The sequence below is a fragment of the Bacillus sp. FJAT-28004 genome (genome assembly GCF_001280845.1).
Taxonomy (GTDB): domain Bacteria; phylum Bacillota; class Bacilli; order Paenibacillales; family Paenibacillaceae; genus Pristimantibacillus.
Genome location: NZ_LGHP01000004.1, coordinates 248,270 through 272,819 on the forward strand (window position 1 = coordinate 248,270; position 24,550 = coordinate 272,819).

Sequence of the window (24,550 nt, forward strand, 5' to 3'; positions counted from 1 at the left end):
CTCTCAGAATAGGGAGATTATCCGTGGTAAAGCAGGAGTAGCCGAGACCATTATGTGTTTCTCGGCTTTGCTCGATTCGTCGGCATAGCCGTGTAAGGATCGTCCGGCCAATAATGTTTCGGATAACGACCCTTCAAATCCTTCTTCACTTCGAAATAAGCATTTTCCCAAAAACTTCGCAAATCACGCGTGACTTGAACGGGTCGCTGCGAAGGGGATAAAAGATGAAGTGTCACAAGCAATCTGCCCCTTGCTAAACGTGGTGTGTCCTGTAAGCCGAATAGCTCCTGTAAACGGACAGGGAGCACGGGCGACTCCGGATCGCTGTAGTCTATCGGGATGCGTGAACCGCTTGGCACAACGATATGGGTTGGTACCTGCTCATCAAGCTCCTGCTTTTGCTTCCAGCTAAGCTTGCCCTCTAGCAGCTGCAGCATGGAGAGCTTCTGTAAATCAGCACGGCTCTTCATCCCGAATATATGCGGCTTCAACCACTCTTCAAGTGTGCCAAGCAGAGCTTCATCGGAAGCATCAGGCCAATCATCACCTGCAAGCGCCATAAGCTTCATCCTTGCTTTCAGCTGCTGCGCTTGCTTGCTCATTGGCAGCATGGCAAAACCTGCTTCTTGAATGGCAGAAATCAAAGTATCAGCTACTAATTGTTCATCCGGTTTCTGAAGAATGGTTTCCTTCATCACAATGCTGCCAAGTCGCATACGTTTCCTTGCACGAACAGCTTGAGCAGAAACATCCCATTCTACAACTTCTTCAGATGTTATATAGTCACTTAGATAGTGTTCAATGTCGTACGGCTGCAGTTCAGCGGCTAGTCGTATCCGGCTTTCGGAGCCCGTATCATCTAGCTCGCAAGCAGCAAGAAACGGTGAACGTGATAGCGGCTGCAGCTCAGGCAGCACTGCCCCTCTTCCGTTAGCTAACAAGTAACGACCATCGCTGCGCCTTTGAGCGATACGATCCGGATAAGCAAATGCAAGCAAGACGCCAATCGGAATGGACATATTATGCTGAAGTGCTGCTTTAGCAGCTGCCCTCACTGGCAATTGCCGCTCCCATTGGTCCGCTTGTGCAATAATTCGGCGTGCTGCACCACTGCTTGGATGTTCAGAGCTGGTGCCAAGTGGCGTTTGGCGGTCTCTTCCTGACAGCTGATTAAGTAGATCCAATCGGAGCTGCAAATCTACATTACGCTCCTGCGGAAGCAAATCACGTTCGCTTAACAAAGCTGCTGCATCACAAGCAAGTCGAGTAGAGCCTTGCACCGAAGCTTGCAAAACCATGGCTCCTAGCCGCGGATGCAAACCAAACTGTGCCATTTTCACTCCCGCGGCTGTAGGTGTCCCATCCCCATCTATTGCGTTAAGCTGTCTCAGCAAAGCTAGAGCTTGCTCATATGCAGCTGTCGGCGGCGGCGTCAACCAATCAAGCTCAAGCGGATCCCTTATTCCCCAGATTGCCAGCTCAAGGGCAAGGGCAGCAAGATCTGCCTCAAGCAGCTCGGGTGCACTCTGTTGCGGCAAATATGCATGCTCCTGCTCTGTCCACAACCGGTAACAAACACCTGGAGCCAAACGTCCTGCTCTTCCTCGGCGTTGATCCGCAGAAGCGGTTGACACAGGCAATGTTTCTAACCTAGTCATGCCCGTTCTCGGAGAAAACCGAGGGACTCGCATCAGGCCACTGTCTACCACAACCTTTATGCCTTCAACTGTCAGGCTCGATTCCGCGATTGAAGTCGCAAGTACAACCTTGCGTTCGCCATCAGCACATGGAGCAACAGCTGAGTCTTGTTTCTCGAGCGGCAAGCTGCCATGCAATTCCTCTACTCGAGCAAACGAAGATACGCCGCTCTCCATTAACCACCTGGCTGTGCGGCGTATCTCTGCAACACCTGGCAAAAACGCTAATACATCTCCATCATGCGAACGGAGCGCTTCTATGATCATCCGCGCCATGTGAGGCTCTATCGGTCCCGTAAGTTTTGCTTGCATATAATGTGTCACAACAGGGAATACACGTCCTTTACTGCTAATGATTGGGGCATCATCAAGCAGCTCAGCAATCGGTTCTGCATCAAGCGTTGCTGACATAATAACGAGACGTAAATCTTCGCGCAGCAATAGCTGCGACTGCAAGCAAAGCGTTAAGCCAAGATCACCATGCAAATGACGTTCATGGAACTCATCGAACAATACTGCCCCGACCTGCTCTAGCGCTGGGTCCTCCTGCAGCATGCGCGTTAATACGCCCTCCGTCACCACTTCAATACGCGTTCGTGTACTGACGCGAGAATCTAATCTGACCCGATAACCAACCGTTTCACCGGCTTGCTCGCCAAGTGATTTCGCCATAAACTGTGCTGCTGAGCGAGCGGCCAGCCTACGCGGCTCCAGCATTATTATTTTTTTGTCTCCCAGCCACGGCTGATCAAGCAGCGCAAGCGGAACACGTGTCGTTTTCCCTGCTCCCGGCTCCGCGATCAGTACCGCATTCATACCGATGTTCAAGCACCTTAGCAGCTCTGGCAATACCTGATCAATCGGCAATTGCTGTTGATTCATGCTGATTGCTCCTTATCTAATCTCTACTCATTTTACGATCCGAAGCATTTGTACAACAGGTCTGTTGTCTCCCGGCAAGATAGCCTTGCTGCTAAACAGCTGGGAAGAACCGTCACCATCTAGAAATATACCGTCAACCAGCTTCCCAATGCCAATGCTTGAAATAATTGCTTCTCTAAATACGGCAAGCGAGTTCTTCGTTTCACTGACGATTAAATATAACGATCCTGCTTGATCATACACCGCTGCCGAACGCAAACGATTGTCATCTGGGAACGGCGCATTCTCCTTAACCGATTGCTCGATCCAATGCGCATCATCGGTTAAACTCATGCTAATTCCGCCTTGCGCCCAGAAACGGGTATGATCCTTAACTTTAATCTCAGACGCTTTGCTTGCAACTTGAACGCTTAATGAATCAGAAGCGCCATCCCAAACAAGCGTACCTCGCGCATATTTTACATTCTCGCTTCCAGTTCCGAAATTGCCAATTTCCTTGTTGACTGGAATACTATTCACGACTCCGATGCTTAACAGCTGATTGCCATAAAAGAATCCACCGTTAATACCGACCTTCCCTGTTAGCGCAACATTCGTATTGATCGTTTCCAACGTGACATAAGCAGGCTTGGTCTGGAGTATGTGAAGCTTCACCCCGCTCGTTGATGTTTGTGAATAATAAGAATAATGCAGCGCTTGCTCCGACTTCGAGATATTAACTGCATTACGATTTCCGAGTGCAATAATCATCAAATAAAGCATAATGATTAATACAAGCATGATTCCAGCCATAATGCCGACTATTGTGAACATCCGCTTTTTGCTCATCCGAGCAGGTTCTTTCATTTCCATTGCTGTCCAAGCTCCTTAATTTCATTCATTTAAACCAACCCTTGCTCCGGAACCAAGCAAACATTCCAAGTCCTATGACGAGCATAATCGTTATGACAGCAAAATAGCCCCAAGTCCACGTAAGCTCAGGCATATTCTCAAAGTTCATTCCATAAATTCCTGCTAAAAACGTGAGCGGCATGAAGATCGTCGTAATGACAGTAAGAGTCTTCATAATCGAATTCATGCGATTGGAATTGAACGAAATGAAGCTGTCACGAAGATCAGCCGTCATCTCTCTACTTGAATCCATCATTTCAGTCAGTTTGAGCAAATGATCGTATATGTCATGATAAAAGGCCAAATAAGGCTTTAGCCCATCGATACGGTCCGAATTCGTTAGACGATACAATAAATCACGCATTGGCACAATCGTTTTACGCAATCGCAGCAAGCGAGACCGAATGTTGAAAATATCACTCATAGCTGTCTGGCTTTGCTCGTCACCACTTCCGATTTCCATATCCAGCAGCTGGTCCTCCAGCTCATGAACGGCAGGGAAATATTGATCGACCAGCTTGTCCATTACAAGATATGCCGCATATAGCTGGCCTTCCTCACCGATCTTCGTACTCGATAAAAGCTTTGCCCGCGCTTCTTCAATCTCAGGTGAACGCTCATAGTGAAACGTAACAATAAACTTAGGACCGATGAACATATTGATTTCATTTACGGTCAACGTCTTCCGCTCGATTTCATGCAGCACAAAAAAATGAATATCGTCGTAATGATCAATTTTGGGCCGCTGCAATAAATGGTAGCAATCCTCGATAGCGAGTGGATGAAAATGAAAAAAGGTATCGAGCAGTCTGCACTCGTCTTCCTTCGGATTATTAAAATCAACCCAATACCAATCAAGCTCTGGCGAGTTAAGATCTTCTATCGTTAAATCGGTTAACCACTGTTTTTGTTTCGTATAACCAATAATCTTGATCAAAGGATGTTCCTCCATTCTAAGCGGCACGTGATCGGACTCTCGACCGATTGTTCAACTTCATCATTTTACACGATTTCGCAACGGCTGTAATGGAAACTCCGCTATTTTATTCCGCTTCTTCTATTATATTTACTGATGAGCAGCTCCTCAAAATGGCGTTTCGTATTCCCTTGCCCATTTTCGCAGCTGCCGCTCGTACTTTTTCTGTTTGACCTTCTCCCATTTCCCGTTTCCATCAGCGATAAATAAATCTGCAATAAACTCAAAGACAATCTCAATCAACATTCCCATTGTTATCTTGTCTCCTAGGCCTAGCGTAGTCGGCATAAGTCAAAGCAGTTCGCTGCTTCATTTTTTTAGCTGCATGTTCGTATAATAGGGCTCGAAACCACACTTCGTCCAAAATTGCTGCCCGCGCGGATTGGAGGCTAACACTTTGTTCATTTGAGAAAGAAGCTTAAGATCATCAATCGTCGCTTTCCTTATCAAAAGTTCCAATTTGCCGCACCTCCTAATAGAAGTATTAGCGAAGCAAAAAATGATTAGTCCTCATGCTGTGTTCGTGTTGCTTCTAGCACGGTCTCGTAGACCGCTTCGCCAATGGCGCACCCTATTGTCGTTGCTGCACCAGCATACGCGTGTACAGCATTCCAGCTCGCTGCTTGACTAACCGCAATGACAATCGCATCTGTTGTCGTTCCAGTAGCTGGGTGACCTGTCTCCATCTCTACAATACCTAACTGCTGCAATGCGGCTGTTTTGGCTTCCGTTGCCGTAATGACCGCGTTAACCATTGCTGATTCCATCATTTGTCCATCTATTAAAATAACAATATTGATCGTTCCAGGGGAATAAGCAGAAAAGGTGCTGCGCGGCATACCTGCTCTCGCCGCATTTCGTGTTCCGACAGTCGTACAGCAGAGCAGCTTAAATCGATCACCTTCAAACTCGGTTATTGATGCATGCGTCAGCTTCGCTGCCGTTAATAAACCTACAGTAGCTTCTGGTTCGCAGCCCCATACCTTGCATTGATTAATGATGTCAAGAACAGGATCTTCACATTGATATGTGAGCGGTACTTTCCAATTAACAATACAGTTCGTATAAGAAAAGCCGCCCGGATGAACAGCGCTGCTAAGTGCAAATAAGAGATCTTGACTGCTTGCTTCAATGCGATCCTCAAGCAGCTGCAAGCTTACTCCGCTCCATAACTGTGATTGATAATGCTGACCTTTGCGAAAGGGCTGTGTCATCGCGCTCCCTCCTTTGGCTCACTCGGCAGCTCATAAACGAGCTGGAATTGTAAATTATAGGTTGCTTGCATTACGCTTAATTTCATCATTCACCTTGGTTCCTGTTCCATTTCAAGCAGTGCTTAAAAGCTGCGATCAGCTGTTCATTTTGCTGCCGAAGTTTAATGGCAACCCGAATATAAGTATGATCAAGCCCCGAAAATCGCGATGCATCACGAATAAGCACACCTTGCTTGCCCATCTCAAGCTGTAGCATGCTGGCACTCATTCCCGCATCTTTCGGAATGCGAATGAGCAAATAATTGGCTGCGCTCGGGTTAACCTCGAATCCGATCGCCTCAAGTTCAGCAATTAACCAAGGTCTTTCCTGCTCCAGCCAAGCAAGCGTACGCTCTGCATAATCCGTCTCATCCAGCACCGCCTCCCCAATCAACTGCGCTAAAGAATTCACGCTCCACGGTATTTGCAAACGTCTTAAGCCGCTTATCGTTCTAGGCATGCCAACGATATATCCAAGCCGAATGCCCGGTATCGCATAAAATTTCGTCATTGAGCGGATGACGAACAACCGTTCATGCCTTGTCGCTTCTTGAATGAGGCTGTACCTTGATTCCTCCGGAACAAAATCCATAAACGCCTCATCAACAACGACATAAGCTCCTTTACTCAAGAGCGTACGAATAAGCTCAGGATCTACAAGCTGACCGGTTGGATTGTTCGGTGAACCGAGCATGAATAATGAGCCTGTGGAAGCCGCTTCGCATAAATGCTCCGAATCTAAACCTAATTTGAATTGATTATGTACGGGGAGCTTGATTTCATAAATAGCCCCACCCATTTTTCGAATGGCATCACCATATTCATCAAAGCATGGAATAGCAAGCGTCGTTAACTTTGGTTGGAGCGTACGGACAATGAGATCAATCAATTCTGCCGCTCCATTTCCTACGACAATGGATTGGGCATCAATATTATGAAGATCTGCAAGCTTTTTTCTCAGACCGCGAACTGCTGGATCAGGGTATTGTTCTATAATATCCGCATACGCATGAAGCACTTGCTTGACGCTTAAAGGTGCTCCTAGCGGATTCATATTCGAGCTGAAATCAACAAATTGATGCGCAGGTATATCGAACGCTTCTTCCGCGGTCCGCAAATCACCGCCATGACCATATCTTTCCAACATCTAAAAAAACAACTCCTTTTCTATTGCACGTGTAACCAAATGACCGCTGCAAACAGCAGTGCTGCTTCAATCGCTTCGTTCATCGCCCCATATGTATCCCCTGTTAATCCGCCAAGCTTCCGATTTAACCATGCTGCGAGTAAACCGCCGCAACAAATCGTTAACATGACTATAGCAAGCAGCATTATTAATGCTACGTTTGAATCGATGCCAGCGATCCAAAAAATAATGACTGAAATGATTGCCGCAATCAAAATAGAACCCGTCGCCTGCGGCCATTTGACCTCATTAAATAATACAGCAATCCCTTCGCCCTGACGGGCATTCGGCCAGCCTGCAATAGCTGCGCTCATCCAAGCTCGGCTCCAAATCGGCGCGATGACCAGTAGTGGTCCATAAAGCTCCAAATGACCCCCGTTTAACAGCTCAGCTAATAACGATGCTTTGAGAAGCAGGAGCAATACTGCGGCAAGCACACCCATCGCACCTACCCGGCTATCCTTCATAATCTCGAGCATACGCTCGCGAGAGCGGTGGCTCAGCACGCCGTCTGCTGTATCCATCCATCCGTCCAGATGCAGCCCCCCGCTTAATGCAGTCCATATTGCAAGGATCAGAACAGCACTCGGCCAAGCAGGGACAAACAAGGCTAGCAGCCAAGTACATGCAAAGAGACAGACACCTATAAGGGCTCCAGCTACAGGGAAATAGACGACACTTCGCGAGAGAACAGCCCCTTGGAACGGAACGGTGATGGGAACCGGAAAACGAGTCAGAAATTGAAAAGCAGCAATGAGTGCTTGGAAGTGCAGCTTTAATTCACGACGAACCATACGGCAATCACCCCCGCAAATAATATAAAACTAACACTATACAGTAATCGCACGCTTAGTACGATATCATTTGGTTCTAGCGGGCGAGTAGGCCATCCCATTCTAGCGCGTTCACTCGTAACGCCAAAGTACGAATTCATACCGCCAAGTTCGATGCCTAATGCGCCTGCAACTGCTGATTCGGGTATGCCGCTGTTTGGACTTGGATGAAGATGTGCGAACGTACGAATGGCAAGCCACGCCTGCTTCGCCTTCATTCTCCGATCAAAAAGCGTTGATAACGTAAGCATTACGCCTGTTAATCTTGCAGGAATATAATTCAATACATCATCAGTCCGAGCCGAGCACCAACCAAAATATTTATATTTTTCATTGCGATAACCGACCATGGAATCTAGCGTATTCGCTGCGCGATACAGCATAGCAAGCGGTGCGCCTCCAATTAATGCGAACAACAGCGGAGACACAAGCGCGTCTACCGTATTTTCAGCAACAGTCTCAATAGCAGCACGTGAAGCCTCCCGCTCATCCAGCTCCGCTGTATCTCGGCCAACAATATAACCAACATATTTACGCGCTTCTTCCAGATTGCCAGACACTAATGGCTGGTAAACGAGCAGAGCTGCTTCCTTCAGCCCCTTTACCGCTAACGTTGTAGAAATAAACCATGCGCTTACCGCATAGCCTAACCAAGTATGTATGGCATCTGCCGCCCAAACAAGCAGCCACATTGTGCCGCAGCTCGCAACGAGCGTGACTAAGGTCAGCACAACGCCCAAACCTCTTACAGCAGCCGGCCGTTCCTTGAATCGCTCTGGGGCAAGCTTACGTTCCAGCAATCGAATGAGCCGTCCTATCCATATGACGGGATGGGTTGGCCATTTCGGATCACCAACGATCCAATCCATCGCAATCGCTGCAGCTGAAAGGAGCAGAAGCTCCTTCATCGAATAAATCATCATAATTGATCCCAGCTAAAAGCTTGCGACTTCAACTCAACAGGAATGCCTGCCGTCACGAGAAAAACCCGCTCGCATATTGCAGCAACCTGCTGATTGAACCTCCCCGCCTCGTCACGAAAAAGCCTACCCAAAGGATACGCCGGAACAATACCGCCGCCTACCTCATTGGTTACGATGATTAACGGATATGGATAGCTTTTTATAGCTTCAAGTAGTTTTTGTTGCTCTATTTTCAGCCTCGTATCTTCATACGACTCTTGTTCCATTCGCATTAGCCAATTCGTAAGCCATAAAGTTAAACAGTCGAGCAATACGACAGCTGGCTGTTGTCCGTTTTGGATTTCTCTATCCATTTGCTCTTTCAATCTGTTCAGCTCACTTGCTGCTTTAAATGGGTCTTCGATAGTCTCCCAACGAAAGCCTGAATCTTCACGATCCTTGCGATGTTTGCCGATACGCTCGCTCATCTCTGCATCATACGGTTGACAGGTCGCAATATAAAATCCACGGGCTGCAACCCTCATCGCATACTGCTCCGCGAATCCGCTCTTCCCGCTTCTTGCTCCACCCGTTACCAGAATAGCCATGTTCGCTCACCTAACCTTTGGATACGCCTGCACTCTCAAACGTTGCCATCTCTTTCATGAGATGGAGCGCAGCGTCAATAAAATGGAAACATAATACAGCACCAGTACCTTCGCCCAACCGCATCTCCAGCTGCATTATTGGAAGCAAGCCAATAGATTCAAGCAGCTTCAAATGGCCTTGCTCTTGTGAGAGGTGGGAAGCAATCATAAAGGGAAGCGTCTGCTCTGCTATTCGCGATGCGACAAGCGCAGCGGCAGATGAAATATAACCGTCGATGATGACTGGACAGCCGTTCGCCGCAGCACCAATAATGACGCCGACAAGACCTGCAATTTCTGCACCGCCAACCCTTGCAAGCACATCGATTGGATCAGCATCCGCCTGGTCCAATTCGTTGACAGCAATCGCGCGTTTGACAACCTCTACTTTGTTTAACCAGCTTTCATCATTAATGCCAGTTCCCCGGCCTACTGATTCTTCTGGGGATAGACCTGTCAATACAGTCGTTAATGCCGCACTAGCCGTCGTATTGCCAATGCCCATCTCGCCTGTTGCAAATAAGCGGCAGCCGTGCTGCACCTGCTCATTGACGACCTCAATGCCAACTAAAATAGCTTGAACAGCCTCTTCACGAGTCATAGCTGGCTGCTTGGCCATATTAGCCGTTCCCCGCACCACTTTACGGCTTACTAGTCGCTCATGCTCCAAATCCGCATTCACGCCAATATCCACACAAACAACATCTGCACCGGCTTGCCTAGCGAGCACATTGACAGCTGCTCCTCCGCTTAGGAAATTTAGCACCATCTGAGGCGTTACGGCTTGAGGAAACGCGCTAACTCCTTCATCGCACACACCATGATCTCCAGCCATGACAATGACAGCTTTATGCGACAAATCTGGCCATAACTCACCTGAAATACCAGCAAGCTGCCTTGCAATAGCTTCAAGCTTGCCGAGGCTTCCTGGCGGTTTGGTCAATGAATCGGTATGCTGCATAGCTAATGCCGCGACCTCTTCATTAAATGGTTTAATTCGATTAATCGACTCTGCAAGCTGAATGTCTAATGCATTTTTCAATTTCAAAACTCCTTCAAGCTTATTTTTAAATATAAGAGTTTATAAGTTTAATTGTTTATTAAGGGCTTATATTTCTCAGTCAAAACTACTTCAGCGTTCACAGGACGCCGAAGGCGTTTTTGCTTGAGCGTTTATCATTTCAAATTCGGCTGGAGCAAAATTTGTGGAGCTCCCGTAACGGGATGAGCGATCACAGTCGTCACCGCCTGATACACCTGCTTGATGATAGAGGGAGTCATTACAGTCTGTGGGGTGCCAGCAGCTGCAACTTTACCTTCATGAAGAACAACAAGCTCATCACAATAAAGCGAAGCCAAATTAAGATCGTGCAGCACAGCAATAACAGTCAATTCACGCTCCCGTTGCCAAGCACGCACCGTATCCAACAGCTGAATCTGAAAGCCAATGTCCAAATAAGTCGTCGGCTCATCCAGCAAAATAATGGAAGGCTCCTGCGCCATAACCTTTGCCAGTGCAACACGTTGACGTTCTCCGCCACTAAGTTGATCCATTTTGCGATGCGATAGCTCTTCAAGTCCCATGGCGTTAATCGCTTTATCAATAATTTCCTCTGAATCATGTCTATCACTGCCAAGCCAATTTTGGAAAGGGAATCTTCCCATACTGACCACCTCTCGCACCGAAAACCCTACTTGGGGCAAGCCGCTTTGCTGTAAAACCGCCATCTTTTGAGCGATTTGCTTTCTTGGGTAAGAGGCAATATTGTGTCCCTCAAATATAACTTCACCTTGCACTGGCTGTTCAACACCAGACAATACGTGCAGCAGCGTTGATTTTCCGACACCATTTGGTCCAAGAATACCGTACATCCGCCCCTTTTGAAACGAGCAGGACAGCTTACTCAGCACTGTCCTTCCTTGCACCGTCTGAACGATGCTGCGCACCTCAATCATAACGCTCCTCCTTGCTTCAGCTTCCGCCTATGCAGCAAGTATGCAAAAAAAGGCGCTCCAAGCAGAGCAGTAACAACACCAAGCGGTATTTCCTTGGGCGTCAGCGCCATACGTGCAAGCGTATCAGCCCATAAGATGAATATACCTCCACCGATAGCTGATAAAGGGGTAATTAAGCGATAGTCCGGACCAACTAGCAACCGAATGAGATGGGGCACCACGAGTCCAACGAAACCGATCACACCTGAAACAGAGACAGCTGCTGCTGTTAGTAGTGTCGAGCTGATTAAGACGATTAGCTTCGTTTTCTCGACATGTATGCCTAGATGCGCTGCATGCCGTTCCCCCAGCACAAATAAATTGAGCGATTGCCCGTATGCGAGCAGAAGAGGGAATCCTATCGCAAGAAAAGGAATAAGCATATACACATGATCCCAGCTGCGCATCGCAAGCGAGCCCATTAACCAGAACAATATTTGATTCACGACCCCCTCCGACATGGATACCATGAATGATACGAAAGCGCCAAGAAAAGACTGGATGATAACTCCTGATAGAATCAGCGTTTCAATATGTATAATGCCCTTGTTGCGAGAGAGCCAAAAAACACCAAGCAGCGTAATTGTCCCTGTAACGAAGGCAACTAACGGTATCGTCCACATGCCAAGCGCCGACTGTAATCCGAATAAGATAATAAATGATGCACCTACTGAGCTCCCCGAAGAGACTCCTAAAGTATAAGGATCAGCAAGCGGATTTCGAAGCACCCCTTGAAAGCCGGTACCTGCAAGCGCAAGGCATGCTCCAACGAGGACGGCAAGCAAAATACGCGACAGACGTACTTGCGTGACTATTGCTATTTCAGTAGGCGTATAAGGAACTGCGTTATTAGCAAGCCACGGCAACTGATGAAGCAAAATACCCCATACGTCTCGAATGGAAATACCAGCCGAGCCAATGGATAAACTTACAACGATAGAAACAGCAAGAAGGAGCATAGCTGCTCCTCCATACCAAACTAATTTATAGGTCATAATTATTTTACGAGATCCGGGTGAATGACTTTCGCAAGCTCCAGCAAACCATCAGCAAGTCTCGGCCCGACACGAACAAGAGGGTCCTCTGTAACGGCATGCATTTGCTTATTTTTCACCGCGTCAATGACATTCCAGCCTGGACGACTTTCAATGCCAGCAACAATCGGATTCGGGTCCTCCTTCAAAGCAGGGTAGATAATAAACTCGGGATTCTGAGTGACAATAGCTTCTGCACTTACCTCATACCAGCCTGGGTTAGCTCCTGCAACATTCATGCCACCTGCAAGTGCCAGCAGTTCATCAAGGAATGTACCAGATCCAACCGTCCAGCCCGGAGAAAACTCTAAATATACTTTCTTCTTTTCTGCATCCTTAACTGCATCCGATACTTGTTGCTTCACCGAAAGCATGTGGTCTGCAACCTTTGCCGCTTCGGATTGTTTATTCATAATATGACCTAAATTTTCGATTTTGGCAATAACTGCATCATACGTGAGTGGGTCTGTTGCGTATACCGGAATTTTCAACTCTCGAAGCTTGGTGATTGCATCACCATTCATAGACGTAGACGCGAGCACGAGATCGGGATTAAGAGCCGCAACAGCTTCAATATTGGTTGTCATATCTCCAACCTTAGTCTTGGCAGCAGCCTCCTCTGGGAAGTTACTCGACTCGTCAACACCAACAACTAGGTCACCAGAGCCGATTGCATAAATGGCTTCCGTTTCACTAGGAGCAAGCGAAACAATTTTAGTTGGTTCTTGCTCGAACGTAATTTCCGTACCCGTGTCATCCTTTAAGGTTAACGGATAAACCGTCGATTTATTAGCTGTAGATGGCTCATTAGTAGCAGTCTGACCAGCATTATTCGTTGTTTCGTTAGGCTCATTAACAGTGTCCTTATTCGCTCCGCATGCTCCAGTGAACACGAGCATCGCTACTAATAACACGCCTATCAGCATTTTCATTTTGCTCTTAATCAATCCATTCATTTTCCCTTACTCCTCCTGTTCGTTTATCGTATAAAAAAATAGCATCCCTGACCTTATGCCAGAAATGCTAGTATACGCTTCTTCTAATTAGGCTAAGCGAATAGCTTCTCCAACAATCATCCTATCATGCAAGCAAAGATATCCTGCAACTATGCTCATTCATCATCTATGAAATGATCCGTTGTTACTATACAACGTCTTGATAAATTTGTCTAATGACATCCATACCATTATCCTGCCGATGATGAACGTTCTGCTACACTCATTTGCCGCATAGGTAACGTAATGGGTCTATTTTCATGACGTTCTTCATCCTAATTTATGCTTAGCACGCTTAAGCTTGACCCTAACGGACCTAGATGACACTATTTACGATAATAAATGTCAAATTGGATTCTAACGGACAACAGATTCGTTATTAAATGAAATCACAATTCGCAAGGAGGTACTTTCCTAAATATGAAAACAGAACAAAAACCGAATTTTAATCTGATAAAATTCTCCCTCCTTTTATTGGTTTTGGCCGTTGTCGTTGGCGTAGTTTTCACTTGGCTCCGCAAAGGCGATGAATTATCGCCACCTATAACGGAGCATCGTTTCGACAATGGTGAAGCTACGTGGTCCATCGACGCTTATCCAGCCAAGGTGCTTCACAACAATCTCTTTAAAATCGAGCTAACTGATCTCTCCGGTGCCCCATTGCTAGGTGCTGAGATGTCAGTCAAGCTTGAAATGCTGGATATGGTATGCGGCGATTATGAATTTAAAATGACGGAAGCTGCTCCAGGGACCTATACAGGCGAAGGCGTGCCGCTGATGGCTGGTACATGGAAAGCGACTTTAACACTTAAGACGGGTGATCATACGTATACCATCAATAGAATGCTGCGAGCGGTTCATTAGCAAACTACCAAAGCCATGGATTAATCGACGGGATTACGCCATTCACCGCAAGCCCTCGCAAAATCGAAATGACACCAACGGCAACTGCCGTCACTACGCTTGCTTTGCGCATAAATCGCCGCCATTTTTTATTGGCGAAGGCAGCAATTGAGGCGGCGGCTGCTAAAGCTGGGAAGGTCGATAAACCAAACAAAGCCATGACAGCAGCTCCTTCAATTCCTGAGCCGGTGGAAGCTGCCGTCATCTGCATCGCATAGGTTAAGCCGCAAGGCAAAAATCCGAACGCTATTCCCGTGGCGAGCAAATGGATCGTTTCCTGCTTCGAAGAACGATGGGCTCCGCCTACCAATCTTTTGTGGAGGAAGCTAGACAATCTTTGCATTAGCGGCAGCTGAAATCTTCGCCAAAGCCACAGTAGTAAGAAACAGCCGCCGATAATGGAAGCCAATCCTTGAACACCTGCAAATTTACCTGCCACATCGACAAAAGAACCCACCGTTCCCATCACAGCCCCTAGCAAGGAATAGGAGAAGACGCGTCCTGTATTATATAGAAGCATTGATTTCTTAACTGTCGCTGAGGAATTTAATGAAACGGTTGACACGATCCCTCCGCACATACCAATACAATGAGGTGCGCTGAACAAGCCGGTTAATATAATGAAGCCAATCAGCTGCCAAGTCAACGTCATCTGTTTGCACCAACTCGGCTGTGGCTATGCAGCTGGCCGGATAGCCGAAGCGCGTTACCTACGACCGATACTGAGCTTAGCGCCATAGCCGTTCCAGCCATCCAAGGTTCAAGCAGTCCAAAAGCAGCGAAAGGAATGACAATGACATTGTATAGGAAAGCAAACGTTAGATTTTGACGCACATTCCGAATCGTTAATCGGCTAATTCGAATAGCTTCGGGAATGGCATGCAACCGTGAGAAAAGCAAAGTCATATGACCTGCGCTAAGCGCTGCGTCCGTGCCTTCCCCCATCGCTAAACCAACATCCGCAGCGGCTAGTGCCGGTGCGTCATTCCAGCCATCCCCTGCCATAGCCACTCGTTTGCCTCGCCGCTTTAACTGCTCCACCAATGCCAGCTTGCCCTCTGGCATCATGGAAGCATGTATATTCGAAATGCCAACCGCTTTGGCTGCAGCAAGTGCCGGTGCCTTGTGATCGCCTGTTGCTAAAACAGCAGAAACACCTAAATTTTTAAGCTCTTTTATCGTTTCTCTGGCGTTATCCTTAATCTTATCGCTAAAGGCAATTGCACCCGCAACTTGATCCTCAATTGCTAAATACAGAACCGTTTCACCTAAATCCTCACGCTGCTTTGCAAATGCAGTGACATCGCCGCTCAGCGTCCATTGACGTTCTGCTGCAAATCGAGCGTTCCCGATAGCGAAGCGTTGCTCCTCAATGATAGCTTCAACGCCTCCGCCTGGCGTAAATACATGATGACTGGAAGCTGGAATAATAAGCCCTAGCCTGCTAGCTTCCTTCTCGATAGCTCTTGAAAGTGGATGAGTGGCTTCCGCTTCTGCGGCAGCTGCCAGTCTCAACAATGCATTCCGGCTTCCTTTTATTGTAAGTGAAGCGCTAATATGCGGCTTGCCTTCCGTTAAAGTACCTGTTTTATCAAAAATGATCGTTTGAATACTTGCTAAACGTTCAAGCGCACCCGCTTCCTTCGTAATAATGCCTTGCTTAGCGAGTCTGCTCGCAGCGATGACAAGCGAGATCGGTGCAGCTAGACCAAGTGCACATGGGCAGGCCGCTAATAAAACAGCAATGCCACAGATGAATGCTCGGCTCCAATTCCCCGGTTCAAGAAATAATCCCCACATGACAACCGTTGCTATTGCGAAGAGAAGCATAACCGGAACAAACCAGCTTGCAGCCGCATCTACATTTCGCTGAATGGCTGATTTCGACCGCTGTGCTTGACGGACAAGCTCTTGTATCCGATTCAGCATCGTATCATGTCCTGCTGCCTTCGTTCGAATGCGAAGCTGCGAGCTTTCATTCCAAGTCCCAGCCCACACTTGATCGCCTTCTCGCTTCACAATCGGCAGACTCTCACCTGTGAGCAACGATTCATTCGTCGCTGAGTGTCCGCCGCAAACAATGCCATCAACAGGAATCGTTTCTCCTGCCTGTACGATAACAATATCGCCGGCTCTTACGAATTCCGTCTGAATACGGATCACTTCACCTGCTCGTTCAACAGCAGCCGTCTGACTTTGCAGCTTGCCAAAGCCGTCCGAACCGCGCTGCGCCCGCAGCGAAGCGGATACCTCTATGTACTTGCCTAACAGCACAGCAGTAATCACGACAGCAGAAGTTTCAAAATACAAGGGCGGTGCATGAGCAGCCGCCTCGGTGAGAGGACGAAATAAACCGTTCTGAAAAACGACATAATGACTGTATAAATAGGCGGCTGTTGTTCCTATGACAACTAACACATCCATATTGGCGCTTCGCTCGCGAACAGCATGATACGCACCAAAATAAAAAGGCAAGCCTACTGCAAATTGAATAATCGTAGCAAGAATGAGCTGCAGCCATGGGAGAGTCAGCCAAGCTGGCAAATAATCCAGCATCGGCCTTAATAACGGCAGATGCTGCATCATGCCCGTTAATAACGGCAACGTAAGCGATGCTGATGCTATTAGCCGGAGCTTCAATACTCGATGCTCCTTAAACAATCCTTCCTTAGCGGTCTCATTAAGCAGCGCCTCAAAGCCTAATTGCTTAACGCGCTCAGCAATTTGCTTAGCTCCAAGCCGCTCAGGCTTAAACTGGACCCAAGCGGTCCGAAGCGGAAAGCTGACTGCCGCCATCTGAACGCCATCCATTTTGCTGACAGCTTTCTCAATTCTAGCCGCGCAAGCTGAGCAGCTCATACCTTGAACCGCAAAATCTATCGTAAGGTCGCTATCTACTCCCTGATTATCATTTGCCTGCTCCAATTGATGCACCCGCCCTTCATTCATCGCCATTTAATGCCTGTACCTCTGCGTTAAACTATATGACGGGCAAGCCAATTGCATGATTGGAACATCTGGTTACATTCTATTCGGCGCAGGAATTCCCAAAATATGAAGCGCATCCTGCATCGTTTGCTTATAACGCTCGGTGAGCCATATACGCAAGCTTCTCGCTGAGCCCTCAGCCTTTAGAATCGGACAGGTTGCGTAGAAATGATTGAACAACGCGGAAAGCTCATATACATACGTGCAAAGCTGGTTAGGTGACAGCTCCTTAACAGCCGTTTGCAGCGTCTCAGGCCAATAAGCTAATTGTCTCAGCAATGAATGCTCTTGGATCTCAAGCTCGCTACTCTCAGCTAGAGCTTGCGGGTTGAATTCAGATACGCCTGCCCTCTTCAAAATACTGCTGGAGCGCGCATACGTATACATCAGATAAACGCCAGTATTGCCGGAAATCTCTGTTGCTTGATCAAGATCAAATACAACCTCTGTCTGCAAATGAAAACGAAGCAAGTAATAACGAATCGATGCTGCTGCAATTGTACGACTTGCCAAGCCGCCTTTACGGGATCGTTTCACATCAATGATTTGTTCCATTCTCACCAAGAAATCCGCTATTTTTATGCCGATTCCTTGTCTCCCTGACATTGCGTAAGCATGCTTGCCATCTGTCGTATCGATACCCAGACCTTTTGCCGTATTCGGACTTAGAGCAACAACTCCGTAGCTGACATGCTTAAGCTGCTCTGCTTGTTCTTGAAAGCCTAAAGCAAGCAAAGCTTGTTTAACCATTGCCTGTGGATACTCTTGTCTCTGATCAATAACATTAATGACCATATCAGCATGACCGATTTTTTTCCTTACACCGCTCGTATGTGTTGACCATAGACGATCTGAAAATTTTTGGTAACGGAAATCGTTTTCGAGCAATCCAAACTTCCAGAGGTGGTAAGCAATGTCTTTGGCTGTATATGTCAAAATACCATTCGAACGAACGAGCACCTTATCCGCATGGAACTCGGATTGCTCCTCTGCTTTCCCTTTATCATCAGGATGCTTCAGTACATAACAGCCCTTCAGCTTTCCTTCGGTCTCCTTGCGGAAAATTCCTGTCGACTGCAGCAGCTCAAACGCGCGAGCCCAAAAGCCTTCACGCACAATATTGCTCTCCCACACCAGAACATCATACGTAATTCCAAATTGCTTCATTTCCTCTACGTGCTCGCGTACAATTCGTTCTGCAACCAGTAAGCCCATCCATGCCACGTTCGAATGGCCTTCCTCCAGCTCGGTAAGAACCTTCGTACGTTGTTCAAGCAATTCAGGCTGCTCTTTATAAGCTCTATTAATGCTTGAATACGTATCCCAGCAAAAATCTCCAAAACGCTCATAAGGCAGCACCGACTTCGTCTGTAAAATGCCTACTACCGTATCGGCTAATTGGTTGCCGAGATCATCAATGTAGTTATGCACCTCTACCTGATGCCCCGTTCTTCTGAGCATTCGCGCAATCGTATCGCCAACGCAGGAATTACGTAAATGACCAATATGCGCTGATTTATTTGGATTGATGGATGTATGCTCAACAAGTACTTTTTTGTTAACAGTCATTTTCTGCGAAGCAAGCTGATCCGTATTCGCTGCCCACCATGACCAATTCATATGAAAGTTAAGAAAACCGGGAGAAGCAATTTCAATTGTTTTAATGGATGAGGAAAGACTCGGATGCACCAATAGTTTTTGTTTGAAGTCGCCTGCAATCAAAGAAGGTGCACGTTTTAAAAGTTTTGCAAGCTGCATGGCAATATTGCTGCTATAATCGCCATGCGCTAAGTTAACGGGATGCTCGACCGCAATTTTAAGATTTTCAGGTCGCTCTGTATGTCCCTCTTCCAGCATGTCTTTCGTAATTTCTTCAATTGCCCCAATAATTAGCTCATGAATCATTGTAACTCCTCCTTTGATTAAAAATAAAAAAGGCCCCCGTCTCTAAAATAAGAGACGAGAGCCATAAAGATCCCGTGGTACCACTCTAAGTGCCAAGCCTGATTACAGCTTGACCCCTCGTTTTCGTAACGGTCTATGACCGGATTTGCCTACTACTGTACGTTCGGTTCGGCAAACCATTTCATGGGCCCGCTTCATCTAAGACATCCGTACCGGCTTCCACTGACCCGGCTCGCTGCAACTATCGGTCTTAGACTACTGTCCCAATCGCTAATGTTGTTATTTCCAAATAATATGCTTAGAAGTATTTATACAGGATGTGAATAGCGGTGTCAAGTTGCTTTTCAATTTGGAATATAGTAGAATCCGAATTAGAACACATGTTCCTATTTTTATTAGAAGGAGTTGCACCTTATGTTTAAGAAATTAGAGTGCGTTTGTATTCATACCGTCGATATTGAGAAGTCTCTTTCCTTTTACACTTCAATGGGTTTAACAGAAAATTGGAAAATAGTACGCATTCTAGAGGATGGCTTCGCTTGGAAAATCATTGGTCTAAAATTCCCGATGAAAGACAGCTCTGAGCTTGTACTGAGTAATCACCCCGAAAATAAATTTACTGAAGTTGAAATCCTCGTTGAAGATGTCCGTGAAGCACATTCCGAATTAAGCAAAAACGAAGAAATCCAATGGATTAGAACACCCTTTGCAACTGAATCTGGTCATGTTGCTGTATTCGAAGCCCCTGATAGCAATGTATTTGTATTAGTCGGAAAATAAACCAAGAGCCGTTAAGAAGAGTTGCCTATGAGCCAGCCCGGAGGGGTTTAGTGCTCATATTCCAACATACATCTTATCGGCTCTTTTATTAAATAGTTGTTACAAATAAATAGAAATTAGTTCATAGACTTTTGTAACAGTTCATATAAAATGACTGCTGCTTGTGCACGGCTTGCTGTATCAAGCGGTAAGAAGCTGCCGTTACCCATGCCATTAATTGTACCTGCTGTTTGCAGCATGGCTACAGCTTCTTTCGCATATGCCGCAATTGCTGCTGCATCGTTGAAATCAACTTTATCGTTCACTTGCTCTAACGTTATGTCAGTCTTCTGCAATGCTCTATAAGCCATTGCTGCCATATCCTGACGGCTAATCTTATCATTAATGCTGAATGTGCCATCCGTCAAGCCAGTAACAATCCCTAATTGCTGAGCTGAAGCAACTGAATTGTAATACCAAGTGCCTTTCTTCACATCGCGGAATGAGCTGCTCGCGCCTGCTTGCTCCAGGTTTAACGTTTGAATCAGCATATGGATAAACTCAGCTCTCGTCACCGAACGATTTGGTTCAAAGGCTTGAGCAGTTACACCGCTAACGATACCACGAGCTGCAAGCCCGACAATACTGTCCTTCGCCCATGTGATGGAGGCTATATCTTTAAAGCTCACATCCACTGAAACAGCAGCATATTTACTAAAATGAGTCGTATTGAACTGGGCCATTCCTGTAACAGCATCGTATTTGCTGCTCTTGATTACTTCAAGCTTCCCGTTCTCATGAATATAGAAGATGACGATTTGATTTATATTCTCGCCAGACTTCAACGCATAAGGCACAGATACATCTACGGATTGACCATTACCAAACTGGCTCATGATTTTACCGCCAATGCTTAAACTGAAATCATAAACCGCATTCGATCCAATCTGCTCACGAACCCCGTTAGACAATGTCTCTGCAGCGATTTTACTGACAATGAATTCAATATTTACTGTAGGATCAGCTGCTTCGAACAACGAAATCGGCAATTGAATCGCAGCAAGTCCAGCATTGAATTCGATGGTTTTGATACCTGCCTCTTTCGCAGCTTGAACTTGCTGAGCAGGAATTGTAATAGCGACCTGCTTCGCCATATCCACACCTTTTACTTGGAATTTCAACAACCCTGCTTTCGCTTCCGCAATTGCATTTTTCAAATCGGAGGCACTGATCGAAGCTTTCGCATTTCCGTTTGTATCTACAGTTGCATTAATCTCACTAGGCTTGGTTGCAGGAATGTTTCCTGTGTTGCCGCTGCCTCCAGTACCCGTGTCTCCGCCGCTCTCAGGCTTGCCATTTAATGCAATCACACCAAATCGGGATGTGTTCTCATATGACTTGCCTGTTGGATCGTTCCACATCCATACGCTATCTCTTTTACCTGTACCGTTATCATCATTATTGACTTGAAGATCAAAGCCAATTGTCGTCCCGTTGCTAGGCGTAATCTTATCTAAGTTGATTGCTGCTTCTACAATGTAACCGGTAGCTAGATCACCCGTCCCATACACCGTCTTCGTTACCGAAGTGTAGTTGTCGTGAGATGCATGACCCCCAACGGTATGAACGTTTTTGTAATTAATCCGGTACTGTCCGTCATCTCCCTCATAAGAACTTGTTTTTCCATTGTTTTGATCTACGAAAATTTCAATGGAATCGTGTTCCCATGGATTTACGCTTGCATCAGACAATTTCTTGTCGGTTACCACTGCATAAACATAAAGATGCTCATCATCCCACATCGAATAAAATTCAGCCTTAGAGCCTTCGCCGCCTTCTACCTTCACAGCCGTAGTAAGCTTGCTGGCACTCGCCCACTTTTCATCCATTTCACCGTCGAGAATAGGTGTACCGTAATTCGCAGTCGATATCTTTGTTGCCGCTATTAGCGTCAAATCGCCGAATCCGCTGCTATTCTCATCTTGATTGTTGCCTAAATCACTCCATGAAATGATACTGCCATTTTTCCCATGCTCTGTACCGTCGTCTGCTCCAGAATCAGTGACACGAATATCGAAAGGCACATTGCTGCCCATTGTGCTGCCGCTTAACGGAATAACAGCAGTAATGGAATATCCTTTATTTGTTTCTACAGCATCAGCCGTTCCTCTTTCAACCTGTACTTTATTCATTTGAGTGCCACTCTTAACGAACAATTCGACTTTATCGCCAGCTAGTTTCGATGGGTCAGTCACCATCGCTTTGACATACAAATTGTTTTCGTCCCACAAAATTTTCATAGCGGCTTCCAACACACCGCTTTTCTCTAGTGGAATGGCTGGAACTGTATTCCAAATGAGATCATTAATGTTGCCTTGATTTGGACTTCCATTGGCAGCATTTGCAGCTTTCTTGACTGCAGTCAGCTTAGAAGGATCAACCATACCCCAAAAAGCTGGCTTCGCTTGGAAGTTTTTATCGAAGGCAAATGGCGCGTCTTGACGAGTAACAGGACGATTATGAAGCCATGTGTGGTCATCCGCGATTCCCCAGAATGTGACATTGCTTATCCATCCTTCTGGGTTTGCAACTGTTCTGCCCATATTGTCCAACTTCTTCAATTCATCAAATAATTCTTTGAAACGATATCCTTGTTTAACGATCAGATCCTGAGGTACAACTTGATACGCATCCGTGTTGTTCGTGTAAACCGAGACATCAAATTCTGTTAATTGGTTATCGAATCCGGCCTCTCCGAACATCTTAATTGAATTAGAAATTTGTTGAATAGACGGTCCGCTAATGTTGATATGTGTCTGGTGGCCAACAGCATCAATCGGCACACCTTCTGCTTTTAATCTCGTTAGAAGGCTCAACAAGAAATTTGCTTTTTGCGGATTATTTGTTCCGTAATCATTGATAACGAGCTTCGAGCTCTTAGCAATTGCGTATTTCACTGGATCCTGCGCATACATTTCATCGAGCAGTCTACGCGTTTCAGTAAATGCAACCTTAATGAAATCCTCGCCTGTTAATTGATACCATAAACTGTTACGCATACCATTTGGTCTGCCTTCATCAATGACTTCATTCACAACATCCCAATCCGTGGCAACGTCAGCATATCTTGGTACCACAACGCTTAAATAATCTTTAAGCCGATTGAGAACAAGTACTTTGTTTTCTGGAGTCGGACTCAAAATAGTCCCATTATCATCATTGAACATCCAGTCGGCTGTTTGCTGATGCCATACTAGGGTATGGAAGCGCATATTCACTTTGTTATCTCTTGCGAACTTAGCAAGTCTGTCTGCACTTTCGAAATTGTACGTTCCCTTTGTCGAATTGATTGAACCTGGCTTCATCGCATTTTCTGCTACGACTGAGCTGAAATGCATATCTAGAAGCTCTCTGCTTTTTCCTTCGAGCTGGTTAGGCTCCAATGCTGCACCCATCTTGAAATAATCTTTATAAACATCCTTCAGTTTAGCAAGGTCTGTTTGAACGGGAGGGGATGTCTTCGGAGGTTCCGTCATTAAGATATTAATATCGTCAATATAAAAGGAATCATTTACATCCGAACTTTCAATATAGAAGCTAATATCTGTTAAATTCGAATGATAACTGAAAGTCCCTTTCAGCTGTACCCAATCTGACGTTGCTACAGCTGCTGAAGCAATGCTTACCCAACTCTTTGATCCACTAGCGTCCTGTTCAGCGGATAACTTTATCGTTCGAGAAGCTGAAGGTGTTTCAGTCATCTTGATTGAAGCCGTAACCTCATATTTTGCATCTTTCGTCATTTTGTCGAACACACTAACGGTTGGCCCGTGCCAATCCTTGGAACGGCCTGTCGTTTTCAAGCTGTACTGACCTGACTTTTGCTGTTCTTGTGATAAAGCTACAGCAACGCCATCTCCCCGTGGCCCCCAGCCTTCCGCTGTACCTCCATCAAAGTTATAGCCGAATTCCAAAGGTCCAATCGGGGATGTCCCTGATCCTCCTGAGCTGCCCTGTGGCGTATTATCCACGATCAGGACATCGTCAATAAACACATCAGCAGCCGACGAAGCTGTCTCAAGATACATCGTCATCGAGGTTGTACCAGAAGGTCTCGTATACGATTTTTTCGAGAAGGTTGTCCAGCTTTGATCGTCAATGTTTTGATTCCCGATAATCCAATCGAAGTTATTGGTTTGATTGGTCATTCTCATCGTCACATGTGCTTGATCAGAACCTGATCCGAGTTTTGCTTTAAACGAAATATCATAGATATGCCCTTCTTGAAGCACAGCATTGAGCTCTATGCTTGGACTACAGCTCACACTGCCTCGTCCAGATAATTTCAACGCATTTGATCCCGCTGCTGCTTGCTCAGTAGAAACGACCGTCTGCGCAGTGCCCCCGCTGCAATTAAACGGTTTCCAGCTTCCAATTGAGCCATCTTCAAATCCGTTTTGAAGCACTGTTGATGCAGCAGCTTGCGCTGTAGACCCGAACCTTCCTATCGGCATTAGCAAGCCGAATAGTAATATAAATGCTAATAACAGGCTTAACTTACTTCGCATATCCATCCCCCTTAACTAATTTAAGCGTGATAGCGCTTACACTAAAATTTTATCAAAGCGGAAAGGAATAAAATACCTTAAGAAATATAGATTGTACTCTAAAAATAATAGTTATATTTAATACTTTTACAAAAAA

General features: G+C 46.2%; 20 protein-coding genes and 1 other annotated feature. Of the genes, 2 read left to right on the forward strand and 18 right to left on the reverse strand.

What is annotated here, in order from left to right; genetic code table 11:
• Window positions 1–50: 50 nt before the first annotated feature.
• The 14 genes from hrpB to AC787_RS31240 form a co-directional block, all read right to left on the reverse strand.
• A complete protein-coding gene (gene hrpB / locus AC787_RS31185; protein WP_054028870.1) occupies window positions 51–2,579 on the reverse strand; it encodes an ATP-dependent helicase HrpB in 2,529 nt (842 codons plus the stop codon).
• Window positions 2,580–2,606: 27 nt separating this feature from the next.
• A complete protein-coding gene (locus AC787_RS31190; RefSeq protein WP_054028871.1) occupies window positions 2,607–3,431 on the reverse strand; it encodes a hypothetical protein in 825 nt (274 codons plus the stop codon).
• 25 nt (window positions 3,432–3,456) lie between these two features.
• Entirely contained in the window at window positions 3,457–4,407 is a 951-nt protein-coding gene (gene corA, locus AC787_RS31195) for a magnesium/cobalt transporter CorA (protein ID WP_054028872.1), read from the reverse strand.
• Between the two features lie 147 nt (window positions 4,408–4,554).
• A complete protein-coding gene (locus tag AC787_RS34290; RefSeq protein ID WP_161807599.1) occupies window positions 4,555–4,698 on the reverse strand; it encodes a hypothetical protein in 144 nt (47 codons plus the stop codon).
• A 57-nt stretch (window positions 4,699–4,755) separates the two neighbouring features.
• Window positions 4,756–4,905 (reverse strand): hypothetical protein, encoded by a 150-nt coding sequence (locus tag AC787_RS34295; RefSeq protein ID WP_161807600.1) that lies wholly within the window; start codon window positions 4,903–4,905, stop codon window positions 4,756–4,758.
• A 44-nt stretch (window positions 4,906–4,949) separates the two neighbouring features.
• Entirely contained in the window at window positions 4,950–5,660 is a 711-nt protein-coding gene (locus AC787_RS31200) for an adenosylcobinamide amidohydrolase (RefSeq protein WP_054028873.1), read from the reverse strand.
• Window positions 5,661–5,745: 85 nt separating this feature from the next.
• Window positions 5,746–6,846 carry a threonine-phosphate decarboxylase CobD gene (cobD, locus tag AC787_RS31205; RefSeq protein ID WP_054028874.1) on the reverse strand — a complete coding sequence of 367 codons (1,101 nt, stop codon included), beginning with the start codon at window positions 6,844–6,846 and terminating at the stop codon, window positions 5,746–5,748.
• A gap of 20 nt (window positions 6,847–6,866) precedes the next feature.
• On the reverse strand, window positions 6,867–7,679 hold the full coding sequence (gene cobS, locus AC787_RS31210) for an adenosylcobinamide-GDP ribazoletransferase (protein WP_054028875.1): 813 nt from the start codon (window positions 7,677–7,679) through the stop codon (window positions 6,867–6,869).
• A complete protein-coding gene (cbiB, locus tag AC787_RS31215; protein ID WP_054028876.1) occupies window positions 7,661–8,641 on the reverse strand; it encodes an adenosylcobinamide-phosphate synthase CbiB in 981 nt (326 codons plus the stop codon). Before cbiB ends, cobS begins: the two co-directional genes overlap by 19 nt.
• Window positions 8,638–9,228, reverse strand: a complete 591-nt coding sequence (gene cobU, locus AC787_RS31220; RefSeq protein WP_054028877.1) for a bifunctional adenosylcobinamide kinase/adenosylcobinamide-phosphate guanylyltransferase — start codon at window positions 9,226–9,228, stop codon at window positions 8,638–8,640. Before cobU ends, cbiB begins: the two co-directional genes overlap by 4 nt.
• Window positions 9,229–9,238: 10 nt before the next feature.
• On the reverse strand, window positions 9,239–10,309 hold the full coding sequence (cobT, locus tag AC787_RS31225; protein ID WP_082361362.1) for a nicotinate-nucleotide--dimethylbenzimidazole phosphoribosyltransferase: 1,071 nt from the start codon (window positions 10,307–10,309) through the stop codon (window positions 9,239–9,241).
• Between the two features lie 134 nt (window positions 10,310–10,443).
• Window positions 10,444–11,223 carry a heme ABC transporter ATP-binding protein gene (locus AC787_RS31230; protein WP_054028878.1) on the reverse strand — a complete coding sequence of 260 codons (780 nt, stop codon included), beginning with the start codon at window positions 11,221–11,223 and terminating at the stop codon, window positions 10,444–10,446.
• On the reverse strand, window positions 11,220–12,257 hold the full coding sequence (locus AC787_RS31235) for a FecCD family ABC transporter permease (RefSeq protein ID WP_054028879.1): 1,038 nt from the start codon (window positions 12,255–12,257) through the stop codon (window positions 11,220–11,222). The genes AC787_RS31230 and AC787_RS31235 overlap by 4 nt, the downstream gene beginning before the upstream one ends.
• Before the next feature lie 2 nt (window positions 12,258–12,259).
• The gene (locus AC787_RS31240) at window positions 12,260–13,252 is read right to left on the reverse strand and encodes an ABC transporter substrate-binding protein (RefSeq protein WP_054028880.1); all 993 of its coding nucleotides are present in this window, start codon (window positions 13,250–13,252) and stop codon (window positions 12,260–12,262) included.
• A gap of 459 nt (window positions 13,253–13,711) precedes the next feature.
• Here AC787_RS31240 and AC787_RS31245 point away from each other — a divergent pair, with 459 nt between their 5' ends.
• Window positions 13,712–14,155 (forward strand): FixH family protein, encoded by a 444-nt coding sequence (locus AC787_RS31245; RefSeq protein WP_054028881.1) that lies wholly within the window; start codon window positions 13,712–13,714, stop codon window positions 14,153–14,155.
• A 4-nt stretch (window positions 14,156–14,159) separates the two neighbouring features.
• Here the strand turns inward: AC787_RS31245 and AC787_RS31250 are convergent, their stop codons facing one another.
• The 3 genes from AC787_RS31250 to AC787_RS31260 all read right to left on the reverse strand — a co-directional run bounded on the left by AC787_RS31250 (window position 14,160) and on the right by AC787_RS31260 (window position 19,087).
• A complete protein-coding gene (locus AC787_RS31250) occupies window positions 14,160–14,846 on the reverse strand; it encodes a sulfite exporter TauE/SafE family protein (protein WP_054028882.1) in 687 nt (228 codons plus the stop codon).
• Complete coding sequence (locus tag AC787_RS31255; protein ID WP_054028883.1) at window positions 14,843–17,149, reverse strand: heavy metal translocating P-type ATPase; 2,307 nt, start codon at window positions 17,147–17,149, stop codon at window positions 14,843–14,845. The genes AC787_RS31250 and AC787_RS31255 overlap by 4 nt, the downstream gene beginning before the upstream one ends.
• A gap of 66 nt (window positions 17,150–17,215) precedes the next feature.
• The gene (locus AC787_RS31260) at window positions 17,216–19,087 is read right to left on the reverse strand and encodes an arginine--tRNA ligase (protein WP_054028884.1); all 1,872 of its coding nucleotides are present in this window, start codon (window positions 19,085–19,087) and stop codon (window positions 17,216–17,218) included.
• Between the two features lie 47 nt (window positions 19,088–19,134).
• Window positions 19,135–19,367: a binding site (T-box leader), on the reverse strand.
• 134 nt (window positions 19,368–19,501) lie between these two features.
• On the opposite strand from AC787_RS31260, the gene AC787_RS31265 reads away from it, so the two are divergent.
• Entirely contained in the window at window positions 19,502–19,867 is a 366-nt protein-coding gene (locus AC787_RS31265; protein ID WP_054028885.1) for a VOC family protein, read from the forward strand.
• A 116-nt stretch (window positions 19,868–19,983) separates the two neighbouring features.
• On the opposite strand, the gene AC787_RS31270 is transcribed toward AC787_RS31265, so the two are convergent.
• Window positions 19,984–24,414 (reverse strand): endo-1,4-beta-xylanase, encoded by a 4,431-nt coding sequence (locus tag AC787_RS31270; protein WP_054028886.1) that lies wholly within the window; start codon window positions 24,412–24,414, stop codon window positions 19,984–19,986.
• Between the last annotated feature and the right edge of the window lie 136 nt (window positions 24,415–24,550).